The following is a 22,994-nucleotide window of genomic DNA, read 5'->3' on the forward strand; positions in this document are numbered from 1 at the left end:
CGATGGCCAGCAGGGTCAGGCCGCACCAGTGTGGATGTGGAGTGCTATGATGCCAGAGTTGTGCTGTTTGCGTGAACACGCGCCGGACGGCCTCGCTGCCCAGACGCTGCCGGGCCTGGATCACCGCGCTGGGTGCGACAAAGGGACGACTGCCCGGCAGCATGATGTCCAGCCGGTTCACGATCTGATGAAGGGGTTCCTTTCGTTCAAGGGCCATGCCGACAATACACCAGACCATCATTTCCAGCGGAAGACGACGCTTGCGCAGGGTGACGGTGCCGGCTTCGGCCAGACAGCGGGAGAGCAGTTCCGGGTCCAGATAGTCGCCCAGAGAAGTCAGTGGATTACGCAGAGAATCGTAACGGGATACCAGATCAACAGCCTGTCCAAGGTGCATAAAAAAATCCGGAAACGGGTGAGCATTTCCGGATTCTTACACAACCACTGGATCGTTCAACCGATCCTTAACTGATCGGCATTACAACCTTCGGGTTGCCGTTTTTACGTATTTATTGGCTCGCTGCCTTAGCGATGCAGTTTTCCGTGGTCGCGTAGCCACGCGGCGGTTTGCACAATGCCTTCATCCAGCGTCACCCTCGGCTTATACCCCAGTTCCTCTTCGGCGCGACTGATATCCAGCGTAAAGTCGAAATTCAGCTTCGACACCCCATAGTGGGTTAACGCTGGCTCTTTGGCTGACTTATTACCAAAGTGCTCCAGGCTGCGAGCGATCATATCCAGCATCGGGTAGGGCACTGAGCGGATCCGGCAGTGGATGTTCAGTTCATCAATCAGTTTTTGCACGATACTGCGCAGGGTTCTGGGCTCACCGTTGGTGATGTTGTACACCCGACCCGAAGGCAGGGTGTCGCACAGTGTCTGACTCGCCAGCCACATAGCGTGGACAGCGTTCTCATAATAGGTCATATCAACCATCGCGCTGCCGCCATGCGGCAACAGCACGCTGCCGTAGTGGTGCATCATGTGCGCCAGACGGGGGATAAACACTTTGTCATGCGGACCAAACAGGCTTTGCGGGCGTAGCACCGTAAACCGCGTCTGCGGATTGGCCTGGGCCAGCAGGCTGATGACCTCTTCTCCGGCGGCTTTGCTGCGGGCAAACTCGTTAGCAAAACGATGCGGGCGAAAATCTTCTTTGATATCGCGATGATGGTGATAATCGAAGTAAAGCGACGGGGAGGAGATATGGATAAAGTTACGCACACCCCATGCGACGGCCCATTCGCCAAGACGGCGGGTCGCACGAACGTTTGCCAGATCAAAGGCTTCCTGGGTTCCCCAGGGAGAGGTGAAACTTGAGCAGTGCCACAGCGTATCAATGCCCGCAAGCATGACTTTCGCCTGCGAAGAGACCAGCTCGGTCAGATCCGCATGCACAAACTCCGCGCCCATTTTCTCGAGCAGTTTACCCATCGCTTCGTTGCGACCGGTCGCTCTGACGCTGATGCCTTTGTTGCGCAAAAACTCAACCGCGTTTCGTCCTAAGCCGCTGGTTGCGCCGGTAACCAGTACCTTCATATCAGTCCACTGTGTTTAATAAAACGTCGTGCGCATTCTTCCGTGAATTACGTCGGTATGCAATGGGAAACGTGAAACAATACAGTAAGTTTTTACGATTTATCTGTGATTTGTTCTGCAAGTCTGGCAATTTTTTTTGCCATCCCCCGGAAAATAAACAGGTGCGCCGGGATCATCAGCAGCCAATAGAATAGCCCCGGCATACCATGCGGATGCCACCAGGCACGGACGTCAATCTCGCGATGGTCACCTTTATCTTCAAGGGTAAAACTTAACCGTCCCAGCCCCGGTGCCTTCATGCCAAACAGCAGCGTGAGCTGTTTTTCCGGCTCGACGATAATCACTTTCCAACTGTCTACGGCATCGCCCGGTTGAAGCAGTTCGTGTTCCGGACGACCTTTTGCCAGCCGATGACCGACTAACCGATCCAGCGCCGCGCGGATCTTCCACAAGGCATTGCCGAAGAAATAGCCCTCTTTGCCGCCCAGACGGTTCACGACTCGCCACAATGCCGACAAGCTGGCGTGCGTCTTCACGGTAAATCCGGCCTGTTTGGCGAAAAAACCATATTCAGGTCGCCAGCGGGCAAACGCCTGTGCGTCATAGCCCCAGTCGCTGGAATTCACCAGTTCCTCTTCTTCCTTTAGCGTGCTGCGTACGGCGTCGTCAAAGGCGATAAGCTTCTGGGGTATCAATGCCCGTAGTTCGCTGTCATCGGCCAGCAGGTCGTGTCTGAGGCCCTGTATCAACGCTTTCGCGGTGGTCGGCGGCACCGAGGTGATGACGTTCAGGAACCAGACTGAAATCCAACTGGTCGGAAAGGGGATGGGGATAAGCCAGCGATGTTTGCCGCTCACCGCCATGAAATGTTCGAACTGCTCCTGGTAGCTGAGCACCTGCGGCCCGGCGGCTTCGAGGATCCGATGCGTCGGGGAAGGGTGCTCCAGCAGCGCCACCAGATAGTACAGCAGATTTTCCAGCGCAATGGGCGTGGTGCGCGAACGAACCCAGCGCGGCGGGGTCAGTATCGGCAGGTTGTAGACCATGTCGCGCATGACTTCAAAAGCGGCGGAACCGGCACCGACGATAATCCCGGCGCGCAGTTCCGTCATCGGCACGCCAGATTCACGCAGGGTATCGGCGGTTATCTGCCGGGCCCGCAGATGGTCGGACTGCTCGTGCTCCGGTGCCTGCAGGGAGCTAAGAAAAATCAACTGCCCGACCGGCGTTTCACGCAGGGCGTCACGTACGTTAAGCGCGACCTGACGTTCATGGGCGATAAAATCGCCGCCTTCTCCCATACCATGCACCAGATAGTAAACGGTATCGACATTTGTCAGCAGAGAAGAAAGATGCGTCGGCCAGTTCAGGTCGACCTTATGACAGCTGACGTTGGGTAACTGTTGTTTTTCCAGTCGCTCAATGCGACGTGCCGCCGCCAGCACCTGGTGTCCTTGCTGGCTGAGCGCCTGCACCAGATGCTGACCAATGTAACCACTGGCGCCAAGAACCACTATGCGTTGCGGCACATCTCTCTCCTTAACGATTCAGGAACGTGCGCCAGTGGGCGACAACATCGGCAAGCTGTTCCCGTGAGACGTCCAGGTGGGTCACAAGACGGACAATCGGCGACGCGTTGATCAGCACGCCATGTGCCTTCATGTGCTCGCCCAGGGCCGCCGCGTTGGCTTCACCCACGCGAACAAACAGCATGTTGGTGTCGTGACGCATCACGTCCGCCCCGGCTTCCCGCAGTTGTTCTGCCAGCCAGGCCGCGTTGTCATGATCGTCCTGCAGACGGGCAACGTTATTTTTCAGGGCATACAGTCCGGCCGCCGCCAGGATACCGGCCTGACGCATGCCGCCGCCGGTCATTTTGCGCCAGCGCGTGGCGCGCTTGATATAATCGCGGCTGCCGACCAGTAACGATCCCACCGGCGTTCCCAGCCCTTTTGACAGGCAGATGGTAAAGGAGTCGCAATACCGCGCGACGTCTTTGAGTTCACACCCGTAGGCCACGACGGCGTTAAAAATACGCGCGCCGTCAACGTGCAGCGCCAGACCGCGCTCACGGGTAAACTCCCACGCCTCGCGCAGATACTCACGCGGCAGCACTTTGCCGTTGTGTGTATTTTCCAGGCTCAGCAGGCGGGTACGGGCAAAATGGATGTCATCGGCCTTAATTTTAGCGGCGACTTTATCCAGCGGCAGCGTACCATCGCCCGCAGCGTCAATGGGCTGCGGTTGAATGCTGCCGAGCACCGCTGCGCCACCGGCTTCATACAGATAGTTATGCGCCCCCTGACCGGCGATATACTCCTCGCCGCGCTCGCAGTGGCTGAGTAGCGCCACGAGGTTGGCCTGAGTGCCGGTGGGTAAAAATAACGCCGCTTCTTTACCAGAAAGGTCAGCGGCGTATTGCTGGAGCGCGTTAACGGTAGGGTCATCTCCGTACACGTCGTCTCCGACCGGGGCGGCCATCATTTCTTCGAGCATGGCGCTACCCGGACGGGTGACGGTATCACTGCGTAGATCTATCATTGCACATCCCTATTGTTTGAAAGGCGATGTGCATTGTTTTACCTGAGCCAGTTGGTTTTTGCCAGTTCGATAACCTCATCGCCGCGACCGCTGATGATGGCACGCAGCATGTACAGGCTGAAACCTTTGGCCTGCTCCAGTTTGATCTGCGGCGGAATGGCCAGCTCTTCTTTTGCGACAACCACATCCACCAGCACCGGACCGTCAATCGACAGGGCGCGCTGCAGCGCTTCATCAACGTCGGCGGCGTTTTCCACCCGAATGCCGGTGATGCCGCATGCTTCGGCAATGCGGGCGAAGTTGGTGTCGTGCAACGCCGTACCGTCGGTGAGATAACCGCCCGCTTTCATCTCCATCGCCACAAAGCCCAGCACGCTGTTGTTAAAGACCACGATTTTAAGCGGAAGCTTCATCTGGACCACCGACAGGAAATCCCCCATCAGCATACTGAATCCGCCATCGCCGCATAGGGCGATCACCTGACGTCCTGGGGCGGTGGCCTGTGCACCCAGCGCCTGCGGCATAGCGTTAGCCATTGAGCCGTGGTTAAACGAGCCCAGCAGTCGGCGCTTGCCGTTCATTTTCAGGTAGCGGGCGGCCCACACCGTCGGCGTACCGACATCGCAGGTAAAGATGGCGTCATCGGCGGCGAAATGGCTGATTTGCTGCGCGAGGTACTGTGGATGAATCGCCTTTTCGCTGGGTTTGGCGAGGTCATCAAGGCCCTTACGCGCATCGCAATAATCGCTCAACGCCTTATCCAGGAACTTACGCTCGGTTTTCTCCTCCACCAGCGGCAGAAGCGCCGTCAGAGTGGCTTTGATATCGCCGACCAGCGCCATGTCGACCTTGCTGTGCGCACCGATGCTGGCAGGGTTGATATCAATCTGAATGATTTTGGCATCGGTTGGATAGAACGCGCGGTAGGGGAACTGCGTACCGAGCAGCACCAGCGTGTCGGCGTTCATCATGGTATGGAAGCCGGAAGAGAAGCCGATAAGCCCGGTCATTCCCACATCATACGGGTTGTCGTATTCGACATGCTCTTTGCCGCGCAGGGCGTGAACGATGGGGGCTTTAATTTTGGCGGCGAACTCGACCAGTTCTTTATGCGCCCCCGCACAGCCGCTGCCGCACATCAGGGCGATATTGCTGGAATAACGCAGCAGTTGGGCCAGCTTTCTTAACTCTTCTTCCGCTGGCGTGACGATCGGTAACGGCGCGTGATACCAGTGGGTGCTGGCGCTTTCTGGCGCGGGTTTTAACGCCACATCGCCCGGTAAGACCACTACCGAGACGCCGCGATTGAGCACCGCTTTGCGCATGGCAATCGCCAGTACCTGAGGGATCTGCTCCGGGCTGGAAACCAGCTCGCAATAGTGGCTGCATTCGCGGAACAGTTCCTGCGGGTGTGTTTCCTGAAAATACCCGCTGCCAATTTCACTGGAAGGGATGTGGGCGGCGATGGCCAGCACCGGGACGTGGTTGCGATGACAGTCAAACAGGCCGTTGATCAGGTGCAGGTTACCGGGGCCACAGGAACCTGCACAAACCGCCAGTTCGCCGGTTAGCTGTGCCTCCGCACCCGCCGCGAAGGCGGCCACCTCTTCATGACGGGTCGACATCCACTCAATCGTTCCCATGCGATTAAGACTGTCGCTCAGGCCGTTCAGCGAATCGCCCGTCACGCCCCAGATACGTTTCACACCCGCCTGTTCCAGTGTTTTAGCAATAAAAGCGGCAACCGTTTGTTTCATGGTTTTCCATCTCCTTAATTGTGATACCGGTTACAAGTTTAGATGAAGATACTGATTACGCTGCGTGGCACCCCCTTATTTTCAGCAGCTTCCTTTCAGGGGGGATAACGCGTAGCGTGAAAAAAAATCAGGGCGAACCAGGAGTAAACTCAGATGCTTACAACATTGTTAAATGCAGTGAATCGGATGCTGACGCACGAGGATTTTGGCAAGTTTTTATTACGCCTGGCGGTTGGGGGATTAATGCTGTTTCACGGGCTGCATAAGCTGTTTGCCGGCATTGATGGCATCAGCGGAATGCTGATTGCCAAAGGGCTACCGGGCTTTATTGCGTACGGTGTGCTGGTGGGCGAAGTGATTGCGCCTTGCCTGATTATTCTCGGGATCCTGACGCGTCCGGCGGCGCTGGTACTGGCGTTCACCATGATTGTGGCGTGGCTGATGGTCGGGATCAATGAAACCTGGGCGCTGGATAAAACCGGGGCCTGGGCGATTGAAAGCCTGGTCTATTTCTTTATCGGCGCGCTGGCGGTGGCGTTTTTAGGGGCGGGACGGTTTTCGGTTGCTGGCAATTCGGCGTGGCGGTGAGAAATTGCCGGATGGCGGCGTAAATGCCTTATCCGGCCTACCATTGCTCTCGTAGGCCGGATAAGCGCAGCGTCATGCGGCAATCTGCTGTCAGGCGAGAACCAGGTCACTCTGCGGATGGCAGGAGCAGGCCAGCACGTAGCCGTCGGCAATTTCCGCCTCTGTTAGCGTCATGGTGCTGCTCACCGTGTAATTTCCATCCACGACTTTTGTTTTACAGCATCCGCATACACCGGCGCGGCAGGCGGCAACCACCGGCACCTGGTTGCTTTCCAGCGCGTCCAGCAGCGTCGTACCGACCGGCGCGTAAAATTCTTTCGCCGGTTGTAGTTTTGTAAATTTCAGACCGCTGGTTGCTGCATCTGCCACCGGGGTGAAGAACTTCTCTTTAAAGAAGCGCGTCACGCCCAGCGCGTTCACTTCCTGCTCGACCCAATCCATATACGGTGCCGGACCACAGGTCATCACGGTACGAGACGTCAGGTCAGGAACACGTTGCAGCAGTTCCGTGGTCAGGCGACCGGCCACGAAACCGTCGGTGGCGTTATTTTCCGCCACCAGCGTGACCGGATACTGACGCCACTCTTCGGCGAAAATGACATCCTGTGGCGAACGCACGTTGAAGATGACCTGGACATCCGCATGCGGACGGTACTTTGCCAACCAGCGACGCATCGACATGATCGGCGTGACGCCACAACCGGCCGCCAGCATCAGGAACTTATCATCGGCTTTATCTTCGCAGGTGAAATCGCCCATCGCATCGGACAGCCAGATGTAGTCGCCGCGCTTCACGTCGCGGGTTAACCACTGTGAGCCCGCACCATCATCAATCCGACGAACGGTCAGCGTAATGTACTCGCTGACGCCCGGCGTTGAAGAGAGGGTGTAAGCGCGCAGCGTGTCCGCTGAATGACGCACGCTCACCAGTGCATACTGCCCGGCGCGATACGGATAATAGTCGTGGCACAACAACGAAATTGTCCATACATCCGGCGTTTCCTGATGGATGTGGTGAACCTGCATCCGCCATGGGCACTGATTCGTTGGCATTGTCATGTCTTAACTCCTTACGCGCTCAGCAATTGCTTCATGTCTTCTTCAACGGTGGTCACAGAACGCAGACCAAATTTCTCGTTGAGTACCGCCAGCAGATCTGGCGTGAAGAAGCCTGGCGCGGTCGGACCGGTCACGATGTTTTTCACGCCCAGGGAGAGCAGGGTCAGCAGAATGACAATCGCTTTTTGTTCGAACCAGGAGAGCACCAGAGACAGCGGCAGGTCATTCACGCCGCAGCCCAGTTTTTCTGCCAGCGTCACGGCCAGAATGATGGCGGAGTAAGCGTCGTTACATTGACCGGCATCGACCAGACGTGGCAGACCTTCAATATCGCCGAACTCCAGCTTGTTGAAACGGTATTTACCGCAGGCCAGGGTCAGGATCAGGCAGTCGTCCGGTACACTGGTGGCGAAATCGGTGAAGTAGTTGCGTTCGCCGCGCGCGCCGTCGCAACCGCCAACCAGGAAGATGTGACGCAGTTTTTCACGGCTCACCAGATCGATCAGGGTGTCCGCCGCGCCCAGCAGCGTCTGACGACCGAAACCGACGGTGATCAGATGCGGAATTTCGCTGTACGGGAAGCCCGCCATTTGCTGCGCTTGTGCGATAACCGGACCGAAGTCGTCACCTTCCAGGTGGCTTACACCCGGCCAACCGACGATGCTACGGGTCCAGATACGGTCGTCGTAACTGCCCACGGTCGGGTCGATGATGCAGTTTGAGGTCATCACGATAGGCCCCGGGAAGCGGGCAAATTCGACCTGCTGGTTCTGCCAGCCGCTGCCGTAGTTACCAATCAGATGTTTGAATTTGCGCAGTTCCGGATAGCCATGCGCCGGCAGCATTTCACCGTGGGTATAGACGTTAACGCCGGTACCTTCGGTTTGTTCCAGCAGGTTGTACAGATCTTTCAGGTCGTGGCCGGAGATCAGGATGCATTTGCCTTCAGTGGCTTTGACATTGACTTGTGTTGGCGTCGGGTGACCGTATTTGGTGGTTTCACCCGCATCCAGAATGCTCATCACTTTGAAGTTCATCTGGCCGATTTCCATGGAGCACTCCAGCAGAGCGTTCATATCGGAAGGCCAGGTGCCCAGCCACGCCATAATTTTATGGTACTGCGCGTAGATGTCGTTGTCGTATTGACCGAGAACGTGTGCGTGTTCCATATAGGCCGCCGCACCTTTCAGGCCGTACAGACACAGCAGACGCAGGCCGAGGATATTCTCGCCAATGGCGGCTTTGTCTTTATTCGGGGTAAATTCGGCAGCCTGACGTTGCAGGTCGCCCAGATCGTCGCTCACCAGTTGCAGGTCAGCCATGGGGTTGTCGCAGTGCGCATCGGCGTCAACGCTCAGGCACTGGGCTTTCAGCGCTTCACGCATCGCGATAGCGTCGCGGGCATAGCCGACGATACGCGGGGAATCGAAGTTAACGTTGGTCAGCGTGGAGAAGAAAGCACGCGGCGCAAAGTTATCGACGTCATGATCAATGATGCCATATTCACGCGCTTTAGCCGCCCATGCAGACAGGCCTTGTAGGGAGGCAATCAGCAGATCTTGCAGGTCAGAGGTTTCAGCCGTTTTACCGCACATACCCTGCGCGTAAGAGCAGCCGTTTCCTGCCGGAGTACGGATGGTTTGTTCACATTGCACACAAAACATGGTCACACCTTTTAAAGTTATATTTAATATACATGTTTAAGGTTATGCCTGTGCGTAAAGGGAGAAAAGGTATTTCTGATACAATTTACAGGGAGATTGATTTAGCTCAATTTTGGCGGCAGAACCCTACCGCCAGAGAGGGAGTTAAGCGGAGAAAAAGGCCATCAAAATGGGCACCAGCAAACTGAGGATAAAGCCGTGGACAATCGCCGCCGGAACCATCTCCAGCCCACCGGTACGCTGTAACACCGGCAGGGTAAAGTCCATTGATGTGGCGCCACACAGTCCCAGCGCGGTAGAGCGACTGTGGCGCACCAGTCCCGGGATCAACATAATCGCGAGCAGTTCGCGCGCCAAATCGTTAAAGAACGCGGCGCTGCCGATCACTGGACCGTAGGATTCGGTCAGCAAAATACCCGACAGGGAGTACCAGCCAAAACCCGACGCCATTGCCAGCGCGGTTTTCATTGGCAGGTCGAGAATCAGCGCGTTGATCAGGCCGCCAATCATGGAGCTGGCGACGACCACGACCGCCACAATCATGCCACGCCGGTTCAGGACGATCTGCTTTAACGTCATACCGCTATTGCGTAACTGGATCCCGACCAACAGCAGTAACAGGATCAGCGTATATTCGCTCGCCTCTGTGGCGTGTTGCAAAATGGGCAGACCGCTCAAGCCCAGCAGAAAGCCGATCACGACCACGCCGCACAACTTCAGCGACTCAAGCGCCATCGCGATACGGGAGGGCAGTTTCTCCTGCTGGTGATGGTGACGCCAGGGTAACGTGCGTTCCAGCCACAGTAATGCGGCAATATTACACAGTAAAATAACGGTAATACTGACGGCGGAATAGTGAAATATCGCCAGCAGGTTGCTCGCCAGGTTATCTAAAAAGGCCAGGCTGATCCCCATAAAAAAGAGAATCAGATAAACCATCCAGCTTAAGAGCCGATTGATCAGTTTTAATGCCGCGGTGTGCCGAAGCACAATGAGATAACCTGCTATCAGCGGGAGCAGAATGATGAGTAGTCCTGAAAACATGAACAGCCGGGTCCTTTGAATTAGCGAGACAGCGCCATGACACTACCCAATAACGCGGGTTCAGTAAAGATGCAAAATAAAAGCCGGACAGGGACGATGCCTTATCCGGCTGAAGAGTGTTTGGTCCAGCGGGCATATGCCGTCGGACCTTCTGACATTAATCGCGTTTTTCGAGCAGCGTACGGTAAATAAGGCCACCGAGAATACCGCCAATAATCGGCATCACCCAGAACAGCCACAGTTGTTCTAATGCCCAACCGCCCTGGAAGATGGCGACCGCGGTGCTACGCGCCGGGTTAACAGACGTATTGGTCACCGGAATACTGATCAGGTGGATCAAGGTCAATGCCAGACCGATAGCGATTGGCGCAAAGCCCGCCGGTGCATGTTTGTCAGTGGCACCGTGAATCACCAGCAGGAAACCGGCAGTCAGCACGATTTCGATAACGATCGCGGACAGCATGGAGTAACCGCCCGGTGAATGCTCGCCATAACCGTTGGAGGCGAAACCGCTGGCCGTCGCATCAAAGCCGGCTTTACCGCTGGCAATCAGATACAGTACCGCTGCGGCAATAATACCGCCCACCACCTGGGCAATAATGTAGCCAATGACGTCTTTTGCCGGGAAACGACCGCCGGCCCATAAGCCTAATGTCACTGCCGGGTTAAAATGCCCGCCGGAAATATGACCAACGGCAAAAGCCATGGTTAATACGGTCAGGCCGAATGCCAGTGCGACACCCGCAAAACCAATACCTAATTCCGGAAACGCTGCTGCCAGTACGGCGCTGCCGCAGCCACCAAAAACAAGCCAGAATGTACCAAAACATTCGGCTGCTAATTTTCTAAACATATCCACCTCAATGTAAAAATAACCGCAAAAGCGTTGCGGTAATTGATATTTACTGTTCGCCTGAATGACGACAAAATAAATAGCTCGCTATTTTAAAAACGATCGTCATCCGTTCTCTAGTCAAATAAAGCCTCTTAGTTTGATTTAGGGCAATGCGGCGTCATTCCTTCCATAGATTTATCTTAGGGGAAAGTGTAGCGCATAGTCATATGAAGGAGAATTAACGCAAACGGATTTATTTATGTCCTGCCAAACATGCCTGCTCTCTATTACGAATGAAAGAGAAAAGAATAAATCGTTCACCCTTCGTACAGTTAGCCAGCGTAATAATGTCCATATCACGTCCCGCGCCGGCTTTTGCAGTTATACTGCGAGGAGCTTAAAGGAAAAGTGAAGGTTTTCTGGAGGAAACATGATTCTCGAACGCGTTGAGATAGTGGGATTTCGCGGTATCAATCGACTGTCGTTGATGCTCGAGCAGAACAACGTCCTGATTGGTGAGAACGCCTGGGGTAAATCAAGTTTACTGGATGCGTTAACGCTGCTGCTGTCACCCGAATCAGAGTTGTATCATTTTGACCGTGACGATTTCTGGTTTCCTCCTGGCGATATAAAAGGCCGTGAACATCACCTGCATATCGTGCTGACGTTTCGTGAATCGCAACCCGGTCGCTACCGGGTTCGACGCTATCGGCCGCTGGAGGCGTGCTGGGCGCCGTGCCACGATGGCTTTCAGCGCATCTTTTATCGCCTTGAAGGCGAATGCGGAGAAGACGGCAGCGTGATGACGCTGCGCAGTTTTCTCGACGGCGACGGGCACCCACTGGCGGTGGACGATATCAACGAACAGGCGCGACATCTGGTGCGCCTGATGCCGGTGCTGCGCTTACGCGATGCACGGTTTATGCGCCGCATCCGTAACGGTACGGTGCCGGAGGTTGACGATGTGGAAGTCACCGCCCGGCAACTGGATTTTCTCGCCCGGGAACTGGCGATGCGCCCGCAGAATCTCACCGACGGACAGATTCGCCAGGGCCTTTCGGCGATGGTGCAACTGCTGGAGCACTATTTTACCGAGCAGGGTACTTCACAGTCCCGCCACCGCTTAATGCGTCGACGCTCCGCCAACGAGCAGCGAAGCTGGCGCTATCTCGATATCATCAACCGGATGATTGACAAACCTGGCGGGCGTACTCACCGGGTGATTCTGCTGGGACTGTTCTCCACGCTGTTGCAGGCGAAGGGCACGGTCAGATTGCATAAAGATGCCAGGCCGTTGCTGTTGGTGGAAGATCCGGAAACGCGCCTGCATCCTATTATGCTGTCAGTGGCGTGGCAGTTGCTGAATCTGCTGCCGCTTCAGCGTATCACGACCACTAACTCGGGCGAATTACTCTCGTTGACCCCCGTGGAGCATGTCTGTCGTCTGGTGCGTGAATCCTCGCGCGTGGCGGCTTGGCGTCTGGGGCCGGGTGGTCTGAGCGCCGAGGATGGCCGACGCATTGCCTTTCACATTCGCTTTAACCGCGCCTCTTCGCTGTTTGCCCGCTGCTGGCTGCTGGTGGAAGGCGAAACAGAAACCTGGGTGATTAACGAACTGGCCCGCCAGTGTGGCCATCATTTTGACGCCGAAGGGATTAAGGTGATCGAATTTGCGCAGTCCGGTCTCAAGCCGCTGGTGAAATTCGCCCGGCGGATGGGCATTGAGTGGCATGTGCTGGTGGATGGTGATGAAGCCGGGAAAAAATATGCCGCCACGGTGCGAAGCCTGCTGAATAACGATCGGGAGGAAGAGCGAGAGCACCTGACCACGCTACCCGCGCTGGATATGGAACACTTTATGTACCGGCAAGGGTTTTCCGATGTCTTTCACCGGGTGGCGCAAATCCCGGAAAACGTGCCGATGAATATGCGTAAAATCATTTCGAAGGCGATCCATCGCTCATCGAAGCCCGACTTAGCCATCGAAGTGGCGATGGAAGCCGGGCGGCGGGGTGTGGATGCGGTGCCGACGCTGCTGAGACATATGTTCTCACGGGTGCTGTGGCTGGCGCGCGGTCGAGCGGATTAATTCTGTAACCGCTGCGGAACCTGCGTGACGACGCTGTCGAGCAGCGCATAGCGACGGCGGTATTCAGCCCGTTTTTTGCTGGCAATATCCGCCTCGCTTTTTCGTGCAATGGTCAGCGGCAGAGAGAAGTATTCCCCCTCGGTCTTTTCACCGCCCAGTGACGCCCAGAAGGCGTCGTAGTCGGCATGCATTTGCGTTTTTTTATCCATATAGCGCCAACTGCGATAAACATGTACCGCGTTGCTGACCGCCAGAATCTGCTCCGCCCCGGCGATGTGCGCGAACTGACACAGCGCTTCCATCACCATTCTTTTGGGGAACAGGCCGTAACAGGCTTTGGTGGCCTGCTGGATCACCTCATGCGGGACATCATTGGCCGCGCCCTGCAAGCCCCCGATAAACAGGGTGCGTTTTCCGTTTAACGTGCAGAATGTGAACGTAATTTCTGCCAGAATACGCATCCGATCATCGCGGATCACAACGGTACTTTCCCCTTCTTTATCCAGCGAGACCAGACTGACTAAATCAAGCTGGAATGGCGTACCATCTTTAGCCTCAATTTTTGCCAGGTTGAGACCGCCCTGACTTAAATAACAGGCCAGTTGTTCGCGGCTGAACAACTGACGCAGCAGATCGTAATGGCTACAGAGCGCAGTCAGCGCGGTATCGCGCTTAATATTTACGGCCATATACGGGCGATGCAGACGGATAGGTAACCGGGGTTGCCGTGTCAGTAACGTATTCAGCTCAGGCCACTGGGTCAGATTTTCCAGCAGTTGACGGGTGGCTCTTGGCATCAGCAGCGAGCGAATTAAAAACTTACGGCGAAAGCTGGCTTTCCGCCAGAATTTACCCGGCAGTAATTGACCACGCGTCAGGCGCATAAATAATTGTAAAGGAGACGCAACGTCTGAAGTGTAAAAGGTATTATCAGTAATCTGTGACATGATCATAATCCGCAATGCGATGATTGCGAAAATTGAAACACGCTGAATCTTAACCAATCGTCAATGCCCTGAGCGCTGTCCTTTCCGCTTGCGGTTTGTTTAGATACTGTTGAATTTCAGCTGAAAACTTACCATCAGGATCACTATGGGTATTAAGGGAAATAAAATTAAAAAGCGCTATCTGCTGCTTATATTCATTCTCATCCTGGGGGCATTTGCCCTTTGGCGGACGCTGAATGCGCCAGTGCCAAATTATCAGACGCTGATTGTGCGTCCGGGAGATCTGCAGCAAAGCGTGCTGGCAACTGGCAAACTCGACGCGCTGCGTAAAGTGGATGTGGGGGCGCAGGTGAGCGGTCAGCTCAAAACGCTGTCGGTGGCGATTGGCGACAAGGTGAAGAAAGACCAGTTGCTTGGCGTTATCGACCCTGAACAGGCACAAAACCAGATCAAAGAGGTGGAAGCGACGCTAATGGAACTGCGCGCCCAACGCCAGCAGGCCGAAGCTGAGTGGAAACTGGCGCGGGTGACGCTCTCTCGCCAGCAGCAACTGGCAAAAACCCAGGCCGTATCGCAACAGGATCTGGACACCGCCGCGACGGAGATGGCGGTGAAGCAGGCGCAAATCGGCACCATCGATGCGCAGATCAAGCGTAATCAGGCGTCTCTGGATACCGCGAAAACCAATCTCGACTACACACGCATCGTCGCGCCGATGGCTGGAGAAGTCACGCAGATTACCACCCTGCAAGGTCAGACGGTGATCGCCGCGCAGCAAGCGCCGAACATTCTGACGCTGGCGGATATGAGCACGATGCTGGTGAAAGCGCAGGTTTCTGAAGCCGATGTGATTCACCTTAAACCGGGGCAAAAGGCCTGGTTTACCGTGCTGGGCGATCCGCAAACCCGTTACGAAGGGACGCTGAAAGATGTGTTGCCGACGCCGGAAAAGGTTAATGATGCCATTTTCTATTACGCCCGTTTTGAAGTGCCCAATCCAAAAGGCATTCTGCGACTGGAGATGACCGCACAGGTCCACATTCAACTAACCGATGTAAAAAACGTTCTGACGATCCCGCTTTCCGCGTTGGGCGATCCGGTCGGGGACAATCGCTACAAGGTGACTCTGCTGCGTAACGGCGAAACCCGTGAGCGTGAGGTGTCAATTGGCGCGCGCAATGACACCGACGTGGAGATTGTGAAAGGGCTGGAAGCCGGGGATGAAGTGGTGACGGGCGAGGGTAAACCGGGAGCCGTACAATGACGGCATTGCTTGAGCTGAGCAATATTCGTCGCAGTTACCCCTCCGGAGAAGAACAGGTGGAGGTGCTGAAAGGCATCACGCTACAGATCAATGCCGGCGAAATGGTGGCGATCGTGGGGGCGTCTGGCTCCGGCAAATCCACGCTGATGAATATTCTGGGATGCCTCGATAAACCCACCAGCGGCACCTATCGGGTGGCAGGACGCGATGTATCAACGTTGGATCGTGACGCGCTGGCGCAGCTGCGCCGGGAGCATTTCGGCTTTATTTTCCAGCGCTATCATTTGCTGTCTCACCTGACGGCGGCGCAAAACGTCGAAGTCCCCGCCGTTTACGCCGGAACGGAGCGGAAACAGCGTCTGGTGCGCGCGCAGGAACTGCTCCAGCGGCTTGGCCTGGGCGATCGCGTCGATTACCAACCCTCGCAGCTTTCCGGCGGTCAGCAGCAGCGCGTCAGTATTGCCCGCGCGCTGATGAACGGCGGACAGGTGATCCTCGCCGATGAGCCCACGGGCGCGCTCGACAGCCGTTCCGGTGAAGAAGTGATGGCTATCCTGCATCAGCTGCGCGATCGCGGGCACACGGTGATTATCGTCACCCACGATCCCCTGGTCGCGGCCCAGGCGGAACGGGTGATTGAAATTCATGATGGCGAAATTGTGCGTAATCCGCCCGCGAAGCGTGCCGTTCAGGGACAGGGGATTCAGGAACCGACGGTGAAAACGGCGTCCGGCTGGAGTCAGTTTATCAGCGGATTCCGTGAAGCGCTTACGATGGCGTGGTTGGCGATGGCGGCCAACAAAATGCGCACGCTGCTCACGATGCTCGGGATTATTATCGGTATCGCGTCGGTGGTGTCGATTGTGGTCGTCGGTGATGCGGCGAAGCAACTGGTGCTGGCGGACATCCGCGCCATCGGGACCAACACCATTGATATCTACCCTGGCAAAGATTTTGGTGACGACGACCCGCAGTACCAGCAGGCGCTGAAATACGACGATCTCGCCGCTATCCAGAAACAGCCATGGGTAACCTCCGCCACGCCCGCCGTGTCGCAGAATCTGCGCTTGCGCTATGGCAACACCGATGTTGCCGCCAGTGCAAACGGGGTGAGCGGCGACTATTTTAACGTCTACGGCATGACCTTCAGTGAAGGAACCACCTTTAACCGCGAACAGCTTAATGGCCGCGCGCAGGTCGTGGTGCTCGACAGCAACACCCGACGTCAGTTATTCCCGCATAAGGCGAACGTGGTGGGCGAAGTGATCCTCGTGGGCAACATGCCTGCGACGGTGATTGGCGTAGCAGAAGAGAAGCAGTCGATGTTTGGCAGCAGCAAAATTCTACGCGTCTGGTTGCCCTACAGCACGATGTCCGGGCGCATTATGGGGCAGTCGTGGCTGAACTCGATCACCGTGCGGGTGAAAGAGGGCTTCGACAGCGCGCAGGCCGAACAGCAACTCACCCGACTGTTGACGCTGCGTCATGGCAAAAAGGATTTCTTCACCTGGAATATGGACGGTGTCTTGAAAACCGCCGAAAAGACCACACGTACTCTTCAGTTGTTCCTGACGCTGGTGGCGGTGATTTCACTGGTGGTCGGCGGGATCGGCGTGATGAACATTATGCTGGTGTCGGTCACGGAGCGTACGCGGGAGATAGGTATCCGGATGGCAGTTGGCGCACGCGCCAGCGATGTGTTGCAGCAATTTTTGATTGAAGCGGTGCTGGTCTGCCTGGTCGGCGGCGCGCTGGGTATCAGCCTGTCGATGCTGATCGCCTTCACGCTGCAGCTGTTCCTGCCCGGTTGGGAGATTGGCTTCTCGCCGGTAGCGCTGCTGACGGCATTTTTGTGCTCTACCTTTACCGGTATTCTGTTCGGCTGGTTACCGGCGCGCAACGCGGCGCGACTGGATCCGGTCGATGCGTTGGCGCGAGAGTAACGTTGCGGGAAATAAAAATGCCAGCCGATCGGGCTGGCATTTTATCTGCGGGATGTACACAATGAGACAGAAGAGCTATGCAACAGCTTCTGCTTCGATAGGCACGATGACACTGGCGTGATTGCCTTTTGGCCCCTGGTGAACATCAAACTGGACAGACTGTCCGGCTTTTAGCGTTCTGTAACCATCCATCTGAATGGTGGAATAGTGAGCGAAAATATCTTCGCCGCCGCCTTCAGGGCAGATGAAACCAAACCCTTTGGCATTATTGAACCACTTAACAGTACCCGTTTCCATGCTTCGACATCCTTCGTAAATCTTATATAAGTAAGATGGAATGAACCGGTGGTGGAGTGGGGGTTGTTCAAAACCTCGCCAACTCTCGAAACTACAATTTAGAGAAATCAGGCGGGGCGTCAAGCATCTGACGGGGGGCAGTGGGTAAAAATGAATCAAAAATTTGAAGCAGTTAACGCTATTGGCGGGAATGTGACAGATGTCGCGGATGCCAGTGATAGATGATAGTTATCTATTAATTGAGGTAGATTGAGTGTGCACATCCGCTCTTGTCAGCGGCAGACTGTTCTGCCGGTAACCGTAACTGAAGATGACGACTGACAATGGGTAAGACGAACGACTGGCTGGATTTTGACCAGCTGGCGGCAGATAAAGTGCGTGACGCGCTTAAACCGCCATCTATGTATAAAGTGATATTAGTCAATGATGATTATACTCCGATGGAGTTTGTTATTGACGTGTTACAAAAATTCTTTTCTTATGATGTAGAACGTGCAACGCAACTGATGCTTGCGGTTCACTATCACGGTAAAGCCATTTGCGGTGTATTCACCGCAGAGGTCGCGGAGACCAAAGTGGCGATGGTGAACACGTATGCGAGGGAGAACGAGCATCCGTTGCTGTGTACGCTGGAAAAAGCCTGAATGCAGGCATAAAAATTGGGGGAGGTGCCTATGCTCAATCAAGAACTGGAACTCAGTTTAAACATGGCTTTCGCCAGAGCGCGCGAGCACCGTCATGAGTTTATGACCGTCGAGCACTTGTTACTGGCGCTGCTCAGTAACCCATCGGCCCGCGAAGCGCTGGAAGCGTGTTCCGTGGACCTCGTGGCGCTCCGTCAGGAACTCGAAGCCTTCATAGAACAAACCACACCCGTACTGCCTGCCAGCGAAGAAGAACGCGACACGCAGCCGACGCTGAGCTTTCAGCGCGTTCTGCAACGTGCGGTTTTCCACGTTCAGTCCTCCGGGCGTAGTGAAGTGACTGGCGCGAACGTGCTGGTTGCCATCTTTAGCGAACAGGAGTCTCAGGCGGCCTACCTGTTGCGTAAGCATGAGGTCAGCCGTCTTGACGTAGTCAACTTTATTTCTCACGGTACGCGCAAAGATGAGCCGAGTCAGTCATCCGATCCCGGCAGTCAGCCCAATACCGAAGAGCAAGCTGGCGGGGAGGAACGTATGGAGAACTTCACGACAAACCTTAACCAGCTTGCCCGTGTTGGCGGTATTGACCCGCTGATCGGCCGCGACAAAGAACTGGAGCGTGCCATTCAGGTGCTGTGCCGTCGGCGTAAAAATAACCCGCTGTTGGTCGGGGAATCCGGCGTCGGGAAAACGGCGATTGCCGAAGGACTGGCCTGGCGTATCGTGCAGGGCGACGTGCCGGAAGTGATGGCCGATTGCACGATTTATTCACTGGATATCGGTTCGCTGCTGGCGGGCACCAAATACCGCGGTGACTTTGAAAAACGCTTTAAAGCACTGCTGAAACAGCTGGAGCAGGATACCAACAGTATTTTGTTTATCGACGAGATCCACACCATTATTGGTGCGGGTGCAGCATCGGGCGGCCAGGTGGATGCCGCAAACCTGATTAAACCGCTGCTTTCCGGCGGTAAGATCCGCGTGATTGGCTCCACGACCTATCAGGAGTTCAGCAATATTTTCGAGAAAGACCGTGCGTTAGCCCGTCGCTTCCAGAAAATTGATATTACTGAACCGTCGGTGGAAGAGACCGTACAGATTATCAACGGCCTGAAGCCGAAGTACGAAGCGCACCACGACGTGCGTTATACCGCGAAAGCGGTGCGTGCGGCGGTTGAGCTGGCGGTGAAATATATCAACGATCGTCATCTGCCGGATAAAGCGATTGACGTCATTGACGAAGCCGGTGCGCGTGCGCGTCTGATGCCGGTCAGCAAACGCAAGAAAACCGTTAACGTGGCGGATATCGAGTCTGTGGTCGCGCGTATTGCGCGTATTCCGGAAAAGAGCGTGTCACAAAGCGATCGCGATACGCTGAAAAACCTTGGCGACCGTTTGAAAATGCTGGTCTTTGGGCAGGATAAAGCCATTGAGGCGCTGACCGAAGCCATCAAGATGAGCCGCGCGGGTCTGGGACACGAGCATAAGCCGGTGGGTTCCTTCCTGTTTGCCGGGCCGACCGGTGTCGGGAAAACAGAGGTCACGGTACAGCTTTCCAAAGCGCTGGGAATCGAACTGCTGCGTTTTGACATGTCCGAGTATATGGAACGTCATACCGTCAGCCGCCTGATTGGTGCGCCTCCGGGATACGTGGGTTTTGATCAGGGTGGTCTGTTGACGGATGCGGTCATCAAGCATCCTCATGCGGTACTGCTGCTGGATGAAATTGAAAAAGCGCACCCGGATGTCTTTAACCTGCTGCTGCAGGTGATGGACAACGGCACGCTGACGGATAATAACGGGCGTAAAGCCGATTTCCGTAACGTGGTGCTGGTCATGACCACCAACGCCGGTGTACGCGAAACGGAACGTAAATCGATTGGCCTGATTCATCAGGACAACAGCACTGATGCGATGAGTGAAATCAAGAAAGTGTTTACGCCGGAGTTCCGTAACCGTCTCGACAATATTATCTGGTTCGAACACCTGTCTACTGAGGTGATCCATCAGGTTGTCGATAAGTTCATTGTCGAGCTGCAGGTCCAGTTGGATCAGAAAGGTGTCTCCCTGGAAGTCAGTCAGGAAGCGCGCAACTGGTTGGCTGAGAAGGGCTACGATCGGGCAATGGGCGCACGTCCAATGGCGCGTGTGATTCAGGATAACCTGAAAAAACCGCTGGCAAACGAACTGCTGTTTGGCTCGCTGGTGGACGGCGGACAGGTGACCGTGGCACTGGATAAAGAGAAAAATGAACTGACCTATGGCTTCCAGAGTGCGCAGAAGCACAAGCCGGAAGCCGCGCATTAATCTCAACGCTCTCTTAGCTGACTGACGAACCGGGCCATGTGCCCGGTTCTCTATTATCTGGACAGACAAACATCTGCCTCATAGTTCGGTTTTCATCCCCATGGCTCCCTTCTCGTTTTACCTTCAGATTATTCTTCGCCAGCAGAGGAAACGGTAAGATGAATATTAATAATTAGTTAATAATAAATACCAATATTTATTTCATAAAATTATATTCCATGCTTAGCTAATATTATGATCCTGAAATCATTATCACGCTATTCACGGAAAATTCTCACCTTCAATTGTTTCACAATAGAACGCAATAGAATAGTAGCCAGACTAATAAATCAGTATTTACATTTTGAAATAGATAATATATGTTGTTCTTGCAGTTTTCTTCAAATTTTATTTATTAAGGATAGCCAAATGAAAGTAATTCTGGGTTTTGATAGTCTTCTGACACCTAAAATCATGGTGTTTTTATACTGGATTTTTATGGTCTTAGTGGTCATTGGTGGCGTAATTTCTATATTTAATGGTCAAATCATTGCAGGATTACTTGGCACGATTTTTAGTCTGGTTGGCTGTCGCGTCATGTTTGAACTTATTATGATTGCGTTTAAAAACAATGAGTATCTGCGCCTGATTGCACAGAATGCCAATAAATCAGAATAATAGCGTTTTCCTGGTATTAATCCTGGCCTGTTACAATGTGATGTTTATTTTCACACTGAGATAACATCCTGACACTTTGCTTATTCATGCAGAGTGTCAGGATGTTTCAGCTAAGTTAATGAATCAACGGATGGCCTGTAGAGCCATAAAAGGTCGCAGACGATAAACGTTGAGGCAGAGCAGGCACATATCAAATACAGTGGACTTTATTTTTTTGTCGGATCGTAAAAAACAAAAGCAATTTTGTTCTTGTCAGGATCGCGGACATAAGCACTATAAAAATCATCACCATAGTGTGGACGGTAGCCAGGAGGACCATCATCCTCGCCACCGTTTTCTAACGCTAAGGCATAGAGCTTGTTAATTATATCAACGGAGGAGGCATTAAGCGCCACCATCACGCCATTGCCAAATGTTGCCGGACGTTGATTAAAGGGAAGGCCAACACATAGCCCTGTAGAATTATTATTTTTAAACGTGCCCCAGGCGGCGCCTTTCTCACTTCGACCATCCAGGGGATATCCCAGCACCTCCATTAGTGGCGCATAAAATTTATAAGAAACTTCCGGGTTATTGGTACCCAACATGACATAAGAAAACATGGCAACTCCTGTTGTGAAAAAAATCCTCATTCGTCACTATGCCTGTTCGGATGATCTGAACGGAAGTGTTTATACCAGTCTTTATTTTTCAATCACAAATCCAGAATGAATGTGAGTGGCATAGACAGATGAAAGCTATATCCCGAATGCCCGACGAATGAATAAGTTACTGCCTAATCTGAGCGCAGCAGCCTCCCTGAAACTGATTAATCCCAGGAATTATCATCGTAAAATAAAGCCCGAAATTATCATGGGATACCACTGCTCGGGATAATGGGGAAGAGTATGGCTCAGAGACAAATACCCACACTCGTGCGGGGTACCGTCTTTATTGATGATAATACTTTTGCCCTGGCAATAATGTATCAACGTACCACCGTCGCAAATACCCATTACCAGCAAACCGAAGCGCTGGGTTCATAAGCGCTTTATGTCCGTCCGTATGGCTGCAGGCCATACCTGAGATATGGCGTCTGTGAGTGCGACAATAAGGTTTTCAACGTCATCCTGTGCGGTTTCGTGCAAAGCTTCGGCGACAATCAGCACGTTGGACGTACGTTGGCGAACGGCCGACCAACCGCTTTGTCGATGAGTCCAGCGTCGGGCATGGGCTCGCCCGGAATCATCGGCAAAGATAACTTCACCGGGTTCAGGGTGTTCAGTTTCCCCGGAAAACGTCTCATAGAGTTCATCCCCACAGGCTGAACGCACTGTTAACGCACCGCTGATCCGGTCGATGTCAAACGCAGCAACCGGTATGGCAAAGGCGAGGGAAGCCGCATTACACAGGTCAATCAGCGGATGTAGCGTCGGCAACTCTCCGTTCTTGCGATACCGTCTTAGCAGAGATTCCGATGCGCAGCGATATTGCGTAGGCTTAAGGCCTAACTCGGAAAAAGCACGACGCCAGGCTTTAATCTCCGCAAACTCGCCTTCGCGAGTTGCCGCCAGTCGCTTATCTGCGACTGCAAGTAACTGAGCCACTTGTGCGCCCGAATTAGCATCTGCGTGAATACCATTAACACCGATCGTCGCAGAACGAAGTTGCCTGAATCTCGTATGAATTTCAGAGGCATAACATAGCGGCATTGACATTCTCTCCTTAGCACTATTTCTGACAGAATATCGGTCGCTGTTCTGATGTGTATTGAATAAAATTGCAGATGATTTCATTACCCGGGTGGAAATCTCTGATCTCATCCCCCCGTAGTGCGTGC

General features: G+C 54.2%; 22 protein-coding genes. 9 read left to right on the top strand and 13 right to left on the bottom strand.

Annotated elements, in window-relative coordinates; genetic code table 11:
• The 5 genes from OGY35_RS17655 to poxB form a co-directional block, all read right to left on the bottom strand.
• The coding region (locus OGY35_RS17655) for a transposase domain-containing protein (RefSeq protein WP_286631380.1) at positions 1-397 on the bottom strand (397 nt) is incomplete at its 3' end.
• Positions 398-525: 128 nt separating this feature from the next.
• Positions 526-1,539 (bottom strand): 3-beta-hydroxysteroid dehydrogenase, encoded by a 1,014-nt coding sequence (locus tag OGY35_RS17660; RefSeq protein ID WP_152405293.1) that lies wholly within the window; start codon positions 1,537-1,539, stop codon positions 526-528.
• 92 nt (positions 1,540-1,631) lie between these two features.
• Entirely contained in the window at positions 1,632-3,068 is a 1,437-nt protein-coding gene (locus OGY35_RS17665) for an SDR family oxidoreductase (protein WP_286632999.1), read from the bottom strand.
• 10 nt (positions 3,069-3,078) lie between these two features.
• Positions 3,079-4,080, bottom strand: a complete 1,002-nt coding sequence (gene ltaE, locus OGY35_RS17670; protein ID WP_286633000.1) for a low-specificity L-threonine aldolase — start codon at positions 4,078-4,080, stop codon at positions 3,079-3,081.
• A gap of 38 nt (positions 4,081-4,118) precedes the next feature.
• Complete coding sequence (gene poxB, locus OGY35_RS17675; protein WP_286633001.1) at positions 4,119-5,837, bottom strand: ubiquinone-dependent pyruvate dehydrogenase; 1,719 nt, start codon at positions 5,835-5,837, stop codon at positions 4,119-4,121.
• Positions 5,838-5,990: 153 nt separating this feature from the next.
• Here poxB and OGY35_RS17680 point away from each other — a divergent pair, with 153 nt between their 5' ends.
• Positions 5,991-6,425: a DoxX family protein gene (locus OGY35_RS17680; RefSeq protein WP_046477860.1), complete on the top strand. Its 435-nt coding sequence runs from the start codon at positions 5,991-5,993 to the stop codon at positions 6,423-6,425.
• A gap of 90 nt (positions 6,426-6,515) precedes the next feature.
• On the opposite strand, the gene hcr is transcribed toward OGY35_RS17680, so the two are convergent.
• The 4 genes from hcr to aqpZ all read right to left on the bottom strand — a co-directional run bounded on the left by hcr (position 6,516) and on the right by aqpZ (position 11,045).
• A complete protein-coding gene (hcr, locus tag OGY35_RS17685; protein ID WP_286633002.1) occupies positions 6,516-7,484 on the bottom strand; it encodes an NADH oxidoreductase in 969 nt (322 codons plus the stop codon).
• 11 nt (positions 7,485-7,495) lie between these two features.
• Positions 7,496-9,148, bottom strand: coding sequence for a hydroxylamine reductase (hcp, locus tag OGY35_RS17690; RefSeq protein WP_286633003.1), 1,653 nt, complete (start codon positions 9,146-9,148; stop codon positions 7,496-7,498).
• A gap of 144 nt (positions 9,149-9,292) precedes the next feature.
• Positions 9,293-10,192, bottom strand: a complete 900-nt coding sequence (locus OGY35_RS17695) for a LysO family transporter (protein WP_152405288.1) — start codon at positions 10,190-10,192, stop codon at positions 9,293-9,295.
• A gap of 157 nt (positions 10,193-10,349) precedes the next feature.
• Complete coding sequence (gene aqpZ, locus OGY35_RS17700; RefSeq protein ID WP_178827702.1) at positions 10,350-11,045, bottom strand: aquaporin Z; 696 nt, start codon at positions 11,043-11,045, stop codon at positions 10,350-10,352.
• Positions 11,046-11,457: 412 nt separating this feature from the next.
• Here aqpZ and OGY35_RS17705 point away from each other — a divergent pair, with 412 nt between their 5' ends.
• Positions 11,458-13,116: an ATP-dependent endonuclease gene (locus OGY35_RS17705; RefSeq protein ID WP_286633004.1), complete on the top strand. Its 1,659-nt coding sequence runs from the start codon at positions 11,458-11,460 to the stop codon at positions 13,114-13,116.
• Here OGY35_RS17705 and OGY35_RS17710 read toward each other — a convergent pair.
• Complete coding sequence (locus tag OGY35_RS17710) at positions 13,113-14,063, bottom strand: VirK/YbjX family protein (RefSeq protein ID WP_286633005.1); 951 nt, start codon at positions 14,061-14,063, stop codon at positions 13,113-13,115. The two genes, OGY35_RS17705 and OGY35_RS17710, sit on opposite strands and share 4 nt — an antisense overlap.
• 145 nt (positions 14,064-14,208) lie before the next feature.
• On the opposite strand from OGY35_RS17710, the gene macA reads away from it, so the two are divergent.
• Together macA and macB are read left to right on the top strand one after the other, a co-directional pair.
• Entirely contained in the window at positions 14,209-15,327 is a 1,119-nt protein-coding gene (macA, locus tag OGY35_RS17715) for a macrolide transporter subunit MacA (RefSeq protein WP_371895611.1), read from the top strand.
• Positions 15,324-17,270, top strand: a complete 1,947-nt coding sequence (macB, locus tag OGY35_RS17720; RefSeq protein WP_152405283.1) for a macrolide ABC transporter ATP-binding protein/permease MacB — start codon at positions 15,324-15,326, stop codon at positions 17,268-17,270. Before macA ends, macB begins: the two co-directional genes overlap by 4 nt.
• Positions 17,271-17,345: 75 nt before the next feature.
• Here the strand turns inward: macB and cspD are convergent, their stop codons facing one another.
• Positions 17,346-17,567, bottom strand: coding sequence for a cold shock-like protein CspD (cspD, locus tag OGY35_RS17725; protein ID WP_042284847.1), 222 nt, complete (start codon positions 17,565-17,567; stop codon positions 17,346-17,348).
• Between the two features lie 150 nt (positions 17,568-17,717).
• Here cspD and OGY35_RS17730 point away from each other — a divergent pair, with 150 nt between their 5' ends.
• The 4 genes from OGY35_RS17730 to OGY35_RS17745 all read left to right on the top strand — a co-directional run bounded on the left by OGY35_RS17730 (position 17,718) and on the right by OGY35_RS17745 (position 21,175).
• Entirely contained in the window at positions 17,718-17,792 is a 75-nt protein-coding gene (locus tag OGY35_RS17730) for a hypothetical protein (protein ID WP_212807582.1), read from the top strand.
• 98 nt (positions 17,793-17,890) lie between these two features.
• Positions 17,891-18,211, top strand: a complete 321-nt coding sequence (gene clpS, locus OGY35_RS17735; RefSeq protein ID WP_042320277.1) for an ATP-dependent Clp protease adapter ClpS — start codon at positions 17,891-17,893, stop codon at positions 18,209-18,211.
• Positions 18,212-18,241: 30 nt separating this feature from the next.
• The gene (gene clpA / locus OGY35_RS17740) at positions 18,242-20,518 is read left to right on the top strand and encodes an ATP-dependent Clp protease ATP-binding subunit ClpA (protein ID WP_152405282.1); all 2,277 of its coding nucleotides are present in this window, start codon (positions 18,242-18,244) and stop codon (positions 20,516-20,518) included.
• Between the two features lie 408 nt (positions 20,519-20,926).
• The gene (locus tag OGY35_RS17745; protein WP_286633006.1) at positions 20,927-21,175 is read left to right on the top strand and encodes a DUF4282 domain-containing protein; all 249 of its coding nucleotides are present in this window, start codon (positions 20,927-20,929) and stop codon (positions 21,173-21,175) included.
• 206 nt (positions 21,176-21,381) lie between these two features.
• On the opposite strand, the gene OGY35_RS17750 is transcribed toward OGY35_RS17745, so the two are convergent.
• A complete protein-coding gene (locus OGY35_RS17750; RefSeq protein WP_286633007.1) occupies positions 21,382-21,777 on the bottom strand; it encodes a VOC family protein in 396 nt (131 codons plus the stop codon).
• 285 nt (positions 21,778-22,062) lie between these two features.
• Here OGY35_RS17750 and OGY35_RS17755 point away from each other — a divergent pair, with 285 nt between their 5' ends.
• Positions 22,063-22,200: a hypothetical protein gene (locus OGY35_RS17755; protein ID WP_178827978.1), complete on the top strand. Its 138-nt coding sequence runs from the start codon at positions 22,063-22,065 to the stop codon at positions 22,198-22,200.
• Here OGY35_RS17755 and OGY35_RS17760 read toward each other — a convergent pair.
• Complete coding sequence (locus OGY35_RS17760; RefSeq protein ID WP_286633008.1) at positions 22,195-22,761, bottom strand: B3/B4 domain-containing protein; 567 nt, start codon at positions 22,759-22,761, stop codon at positions 22,195-22,197. The genes OGY35_RS17755 and OGY35_RS17760 overlap by 6 nt on opposite strands.
• Between the last annotated feature and the right edge of the window lie 233 nt (positions 22,762-22,994).

The organism is Citrobacter sp. Ct235 (genome assembly GCF_030332305.1).
In the GTDB taxonomy this organism is placed as follows: domain Bacteria; phylum Pseudomonadota; class Gammaproteobacteria; order Enterobacterales; family Enterobacteriaceae; genus Citrobacter_A; species Citrobacter_A telavivensis.

Excerpts from the sequence above, each read along its gene's own strand:
- OGY35_RS17660 (WP_152405293.1), bottom strand. The coding sequence starts at position 1,539 with ATGAAGGTACTGGTTACCGGCGCAACCAGCGGCTTAGGACGAAACGCG.
- ltaE (WP_286633000.1), bottom strand. The coding sequence starts at position 4,080 with ATGATAGATCTACGCAGTGATACCGTCACCCGTCCGGGTAGCGCCATG.
- poxB (WP_286633001.1), bottom strand. The coding sequence starts at position 5,837 with ATGAAACAAACGGTTGCCGCTTTTATTGCTAAAACACTGGAACAGGCG.
- OGY35_RS17680 (WP_046477860.1), top strand. The coding sequence starts at position 5,991 with ATGCTTACAACATTGTTAAATGCAGTGAATCGGATGCTGACGCACGAG.
- hcr (WP_286633002.1), bottom strand. The coding sequence starts at position 7,484 with ATGACAATGCCAACGAATCAGTGCCCATGGCGGATGCAGGTTCACCAC.
- hcp (WP_286633003.1), bottom strand. The coding sequence starts at position 9,148 with ATGTTTTGTGTGCAATGTGAACAAACCATCCGTACTCCGGCAGGAAAC.
- OGY35_RS17695 (WP_152405288.1), bottom strand. The coding sequence starts at position 10,192 with ATGTTTTCAGGACTACTCATCATTCTGCTCCCGCTGATAGCAGGTTAT.
- aqpZ (WP_178827702.1), bottom strand. The coding sequence starts at position 11,045 with ATGTTTAGAAAATTAGCAGCCGAATGTTTTGGTACATTCTGGCTTGTT.
- OGY35_RS17705 (WP_286633004.1), top strand. The coding sequence starts at position 11,458 with ATGATTCTCGAACGCGTTGAGATAGTGGGATTTCGCGGTATCAATCGA.
- OGY35_RS17710 (WP_286633005.1), bottom strand. The coding sequence starts at position 14,063 with ATGTCACAGATTACTGATAATACCTTTTACACTTCAGACGTTGCGTCT.
- macA (WP_371895611.1), top strand. The coding sequence starts at position 14,209 with ATGGGTATTAAGGGAAATAAAATTAAAAAGCGCTATCTGCTGCTTATA.
- macB (WP_152405283.1), top strand. The coding sequence starts at position 15,324 with ATGACGGCATTGCTTGAGCTGAGCAATATTCGTCGCAGTTACCCCTCC.
- cspD (WP_042284847.1), bottom strand. The coding sequence starts at position 17,567 with ATGGAAACGGGTACTGTTAAGTGGTTCAATAATGCCAAAGGGTTTGGT.
- clpS (WP_042320277.1), top strand. The coding sequence starts at position 17,891 with ATGGGTAAGACGAACGACTGGCTGGATTTTGACCAGCTGGCGGCAGAT.
- clpA (WP_152405282.1), top strand. The coding sequence starts at position 18,242 with ATGCTCAATCAAGAACTGGAACTCAGTTTAAACATGGCTTTCGCCAGA.
- OGY35_RS17745 (WP_286633006.1), top strand. The coding sequence starts at position 20,927 with ATGAAAGTAATTCTGGGTTTTGATAGTCTTCTGACACCTAAAATCATG.
- OGY35_RS17750 (WP_286633007.1), bottom strand. The coding sequence starts at position 21,777 with ATGTTTTCTTATGTCATGTTGGGTACCAATAACCCGGAAGTTTCTTAT.
- OGY35_RS17755 (WP_178827978.1), top strand. The coding sequence starts at position 22,063 with ATGGCTCAGAGACAAATACCCACACTCGTGCGGGGTACCGTCTTTATT.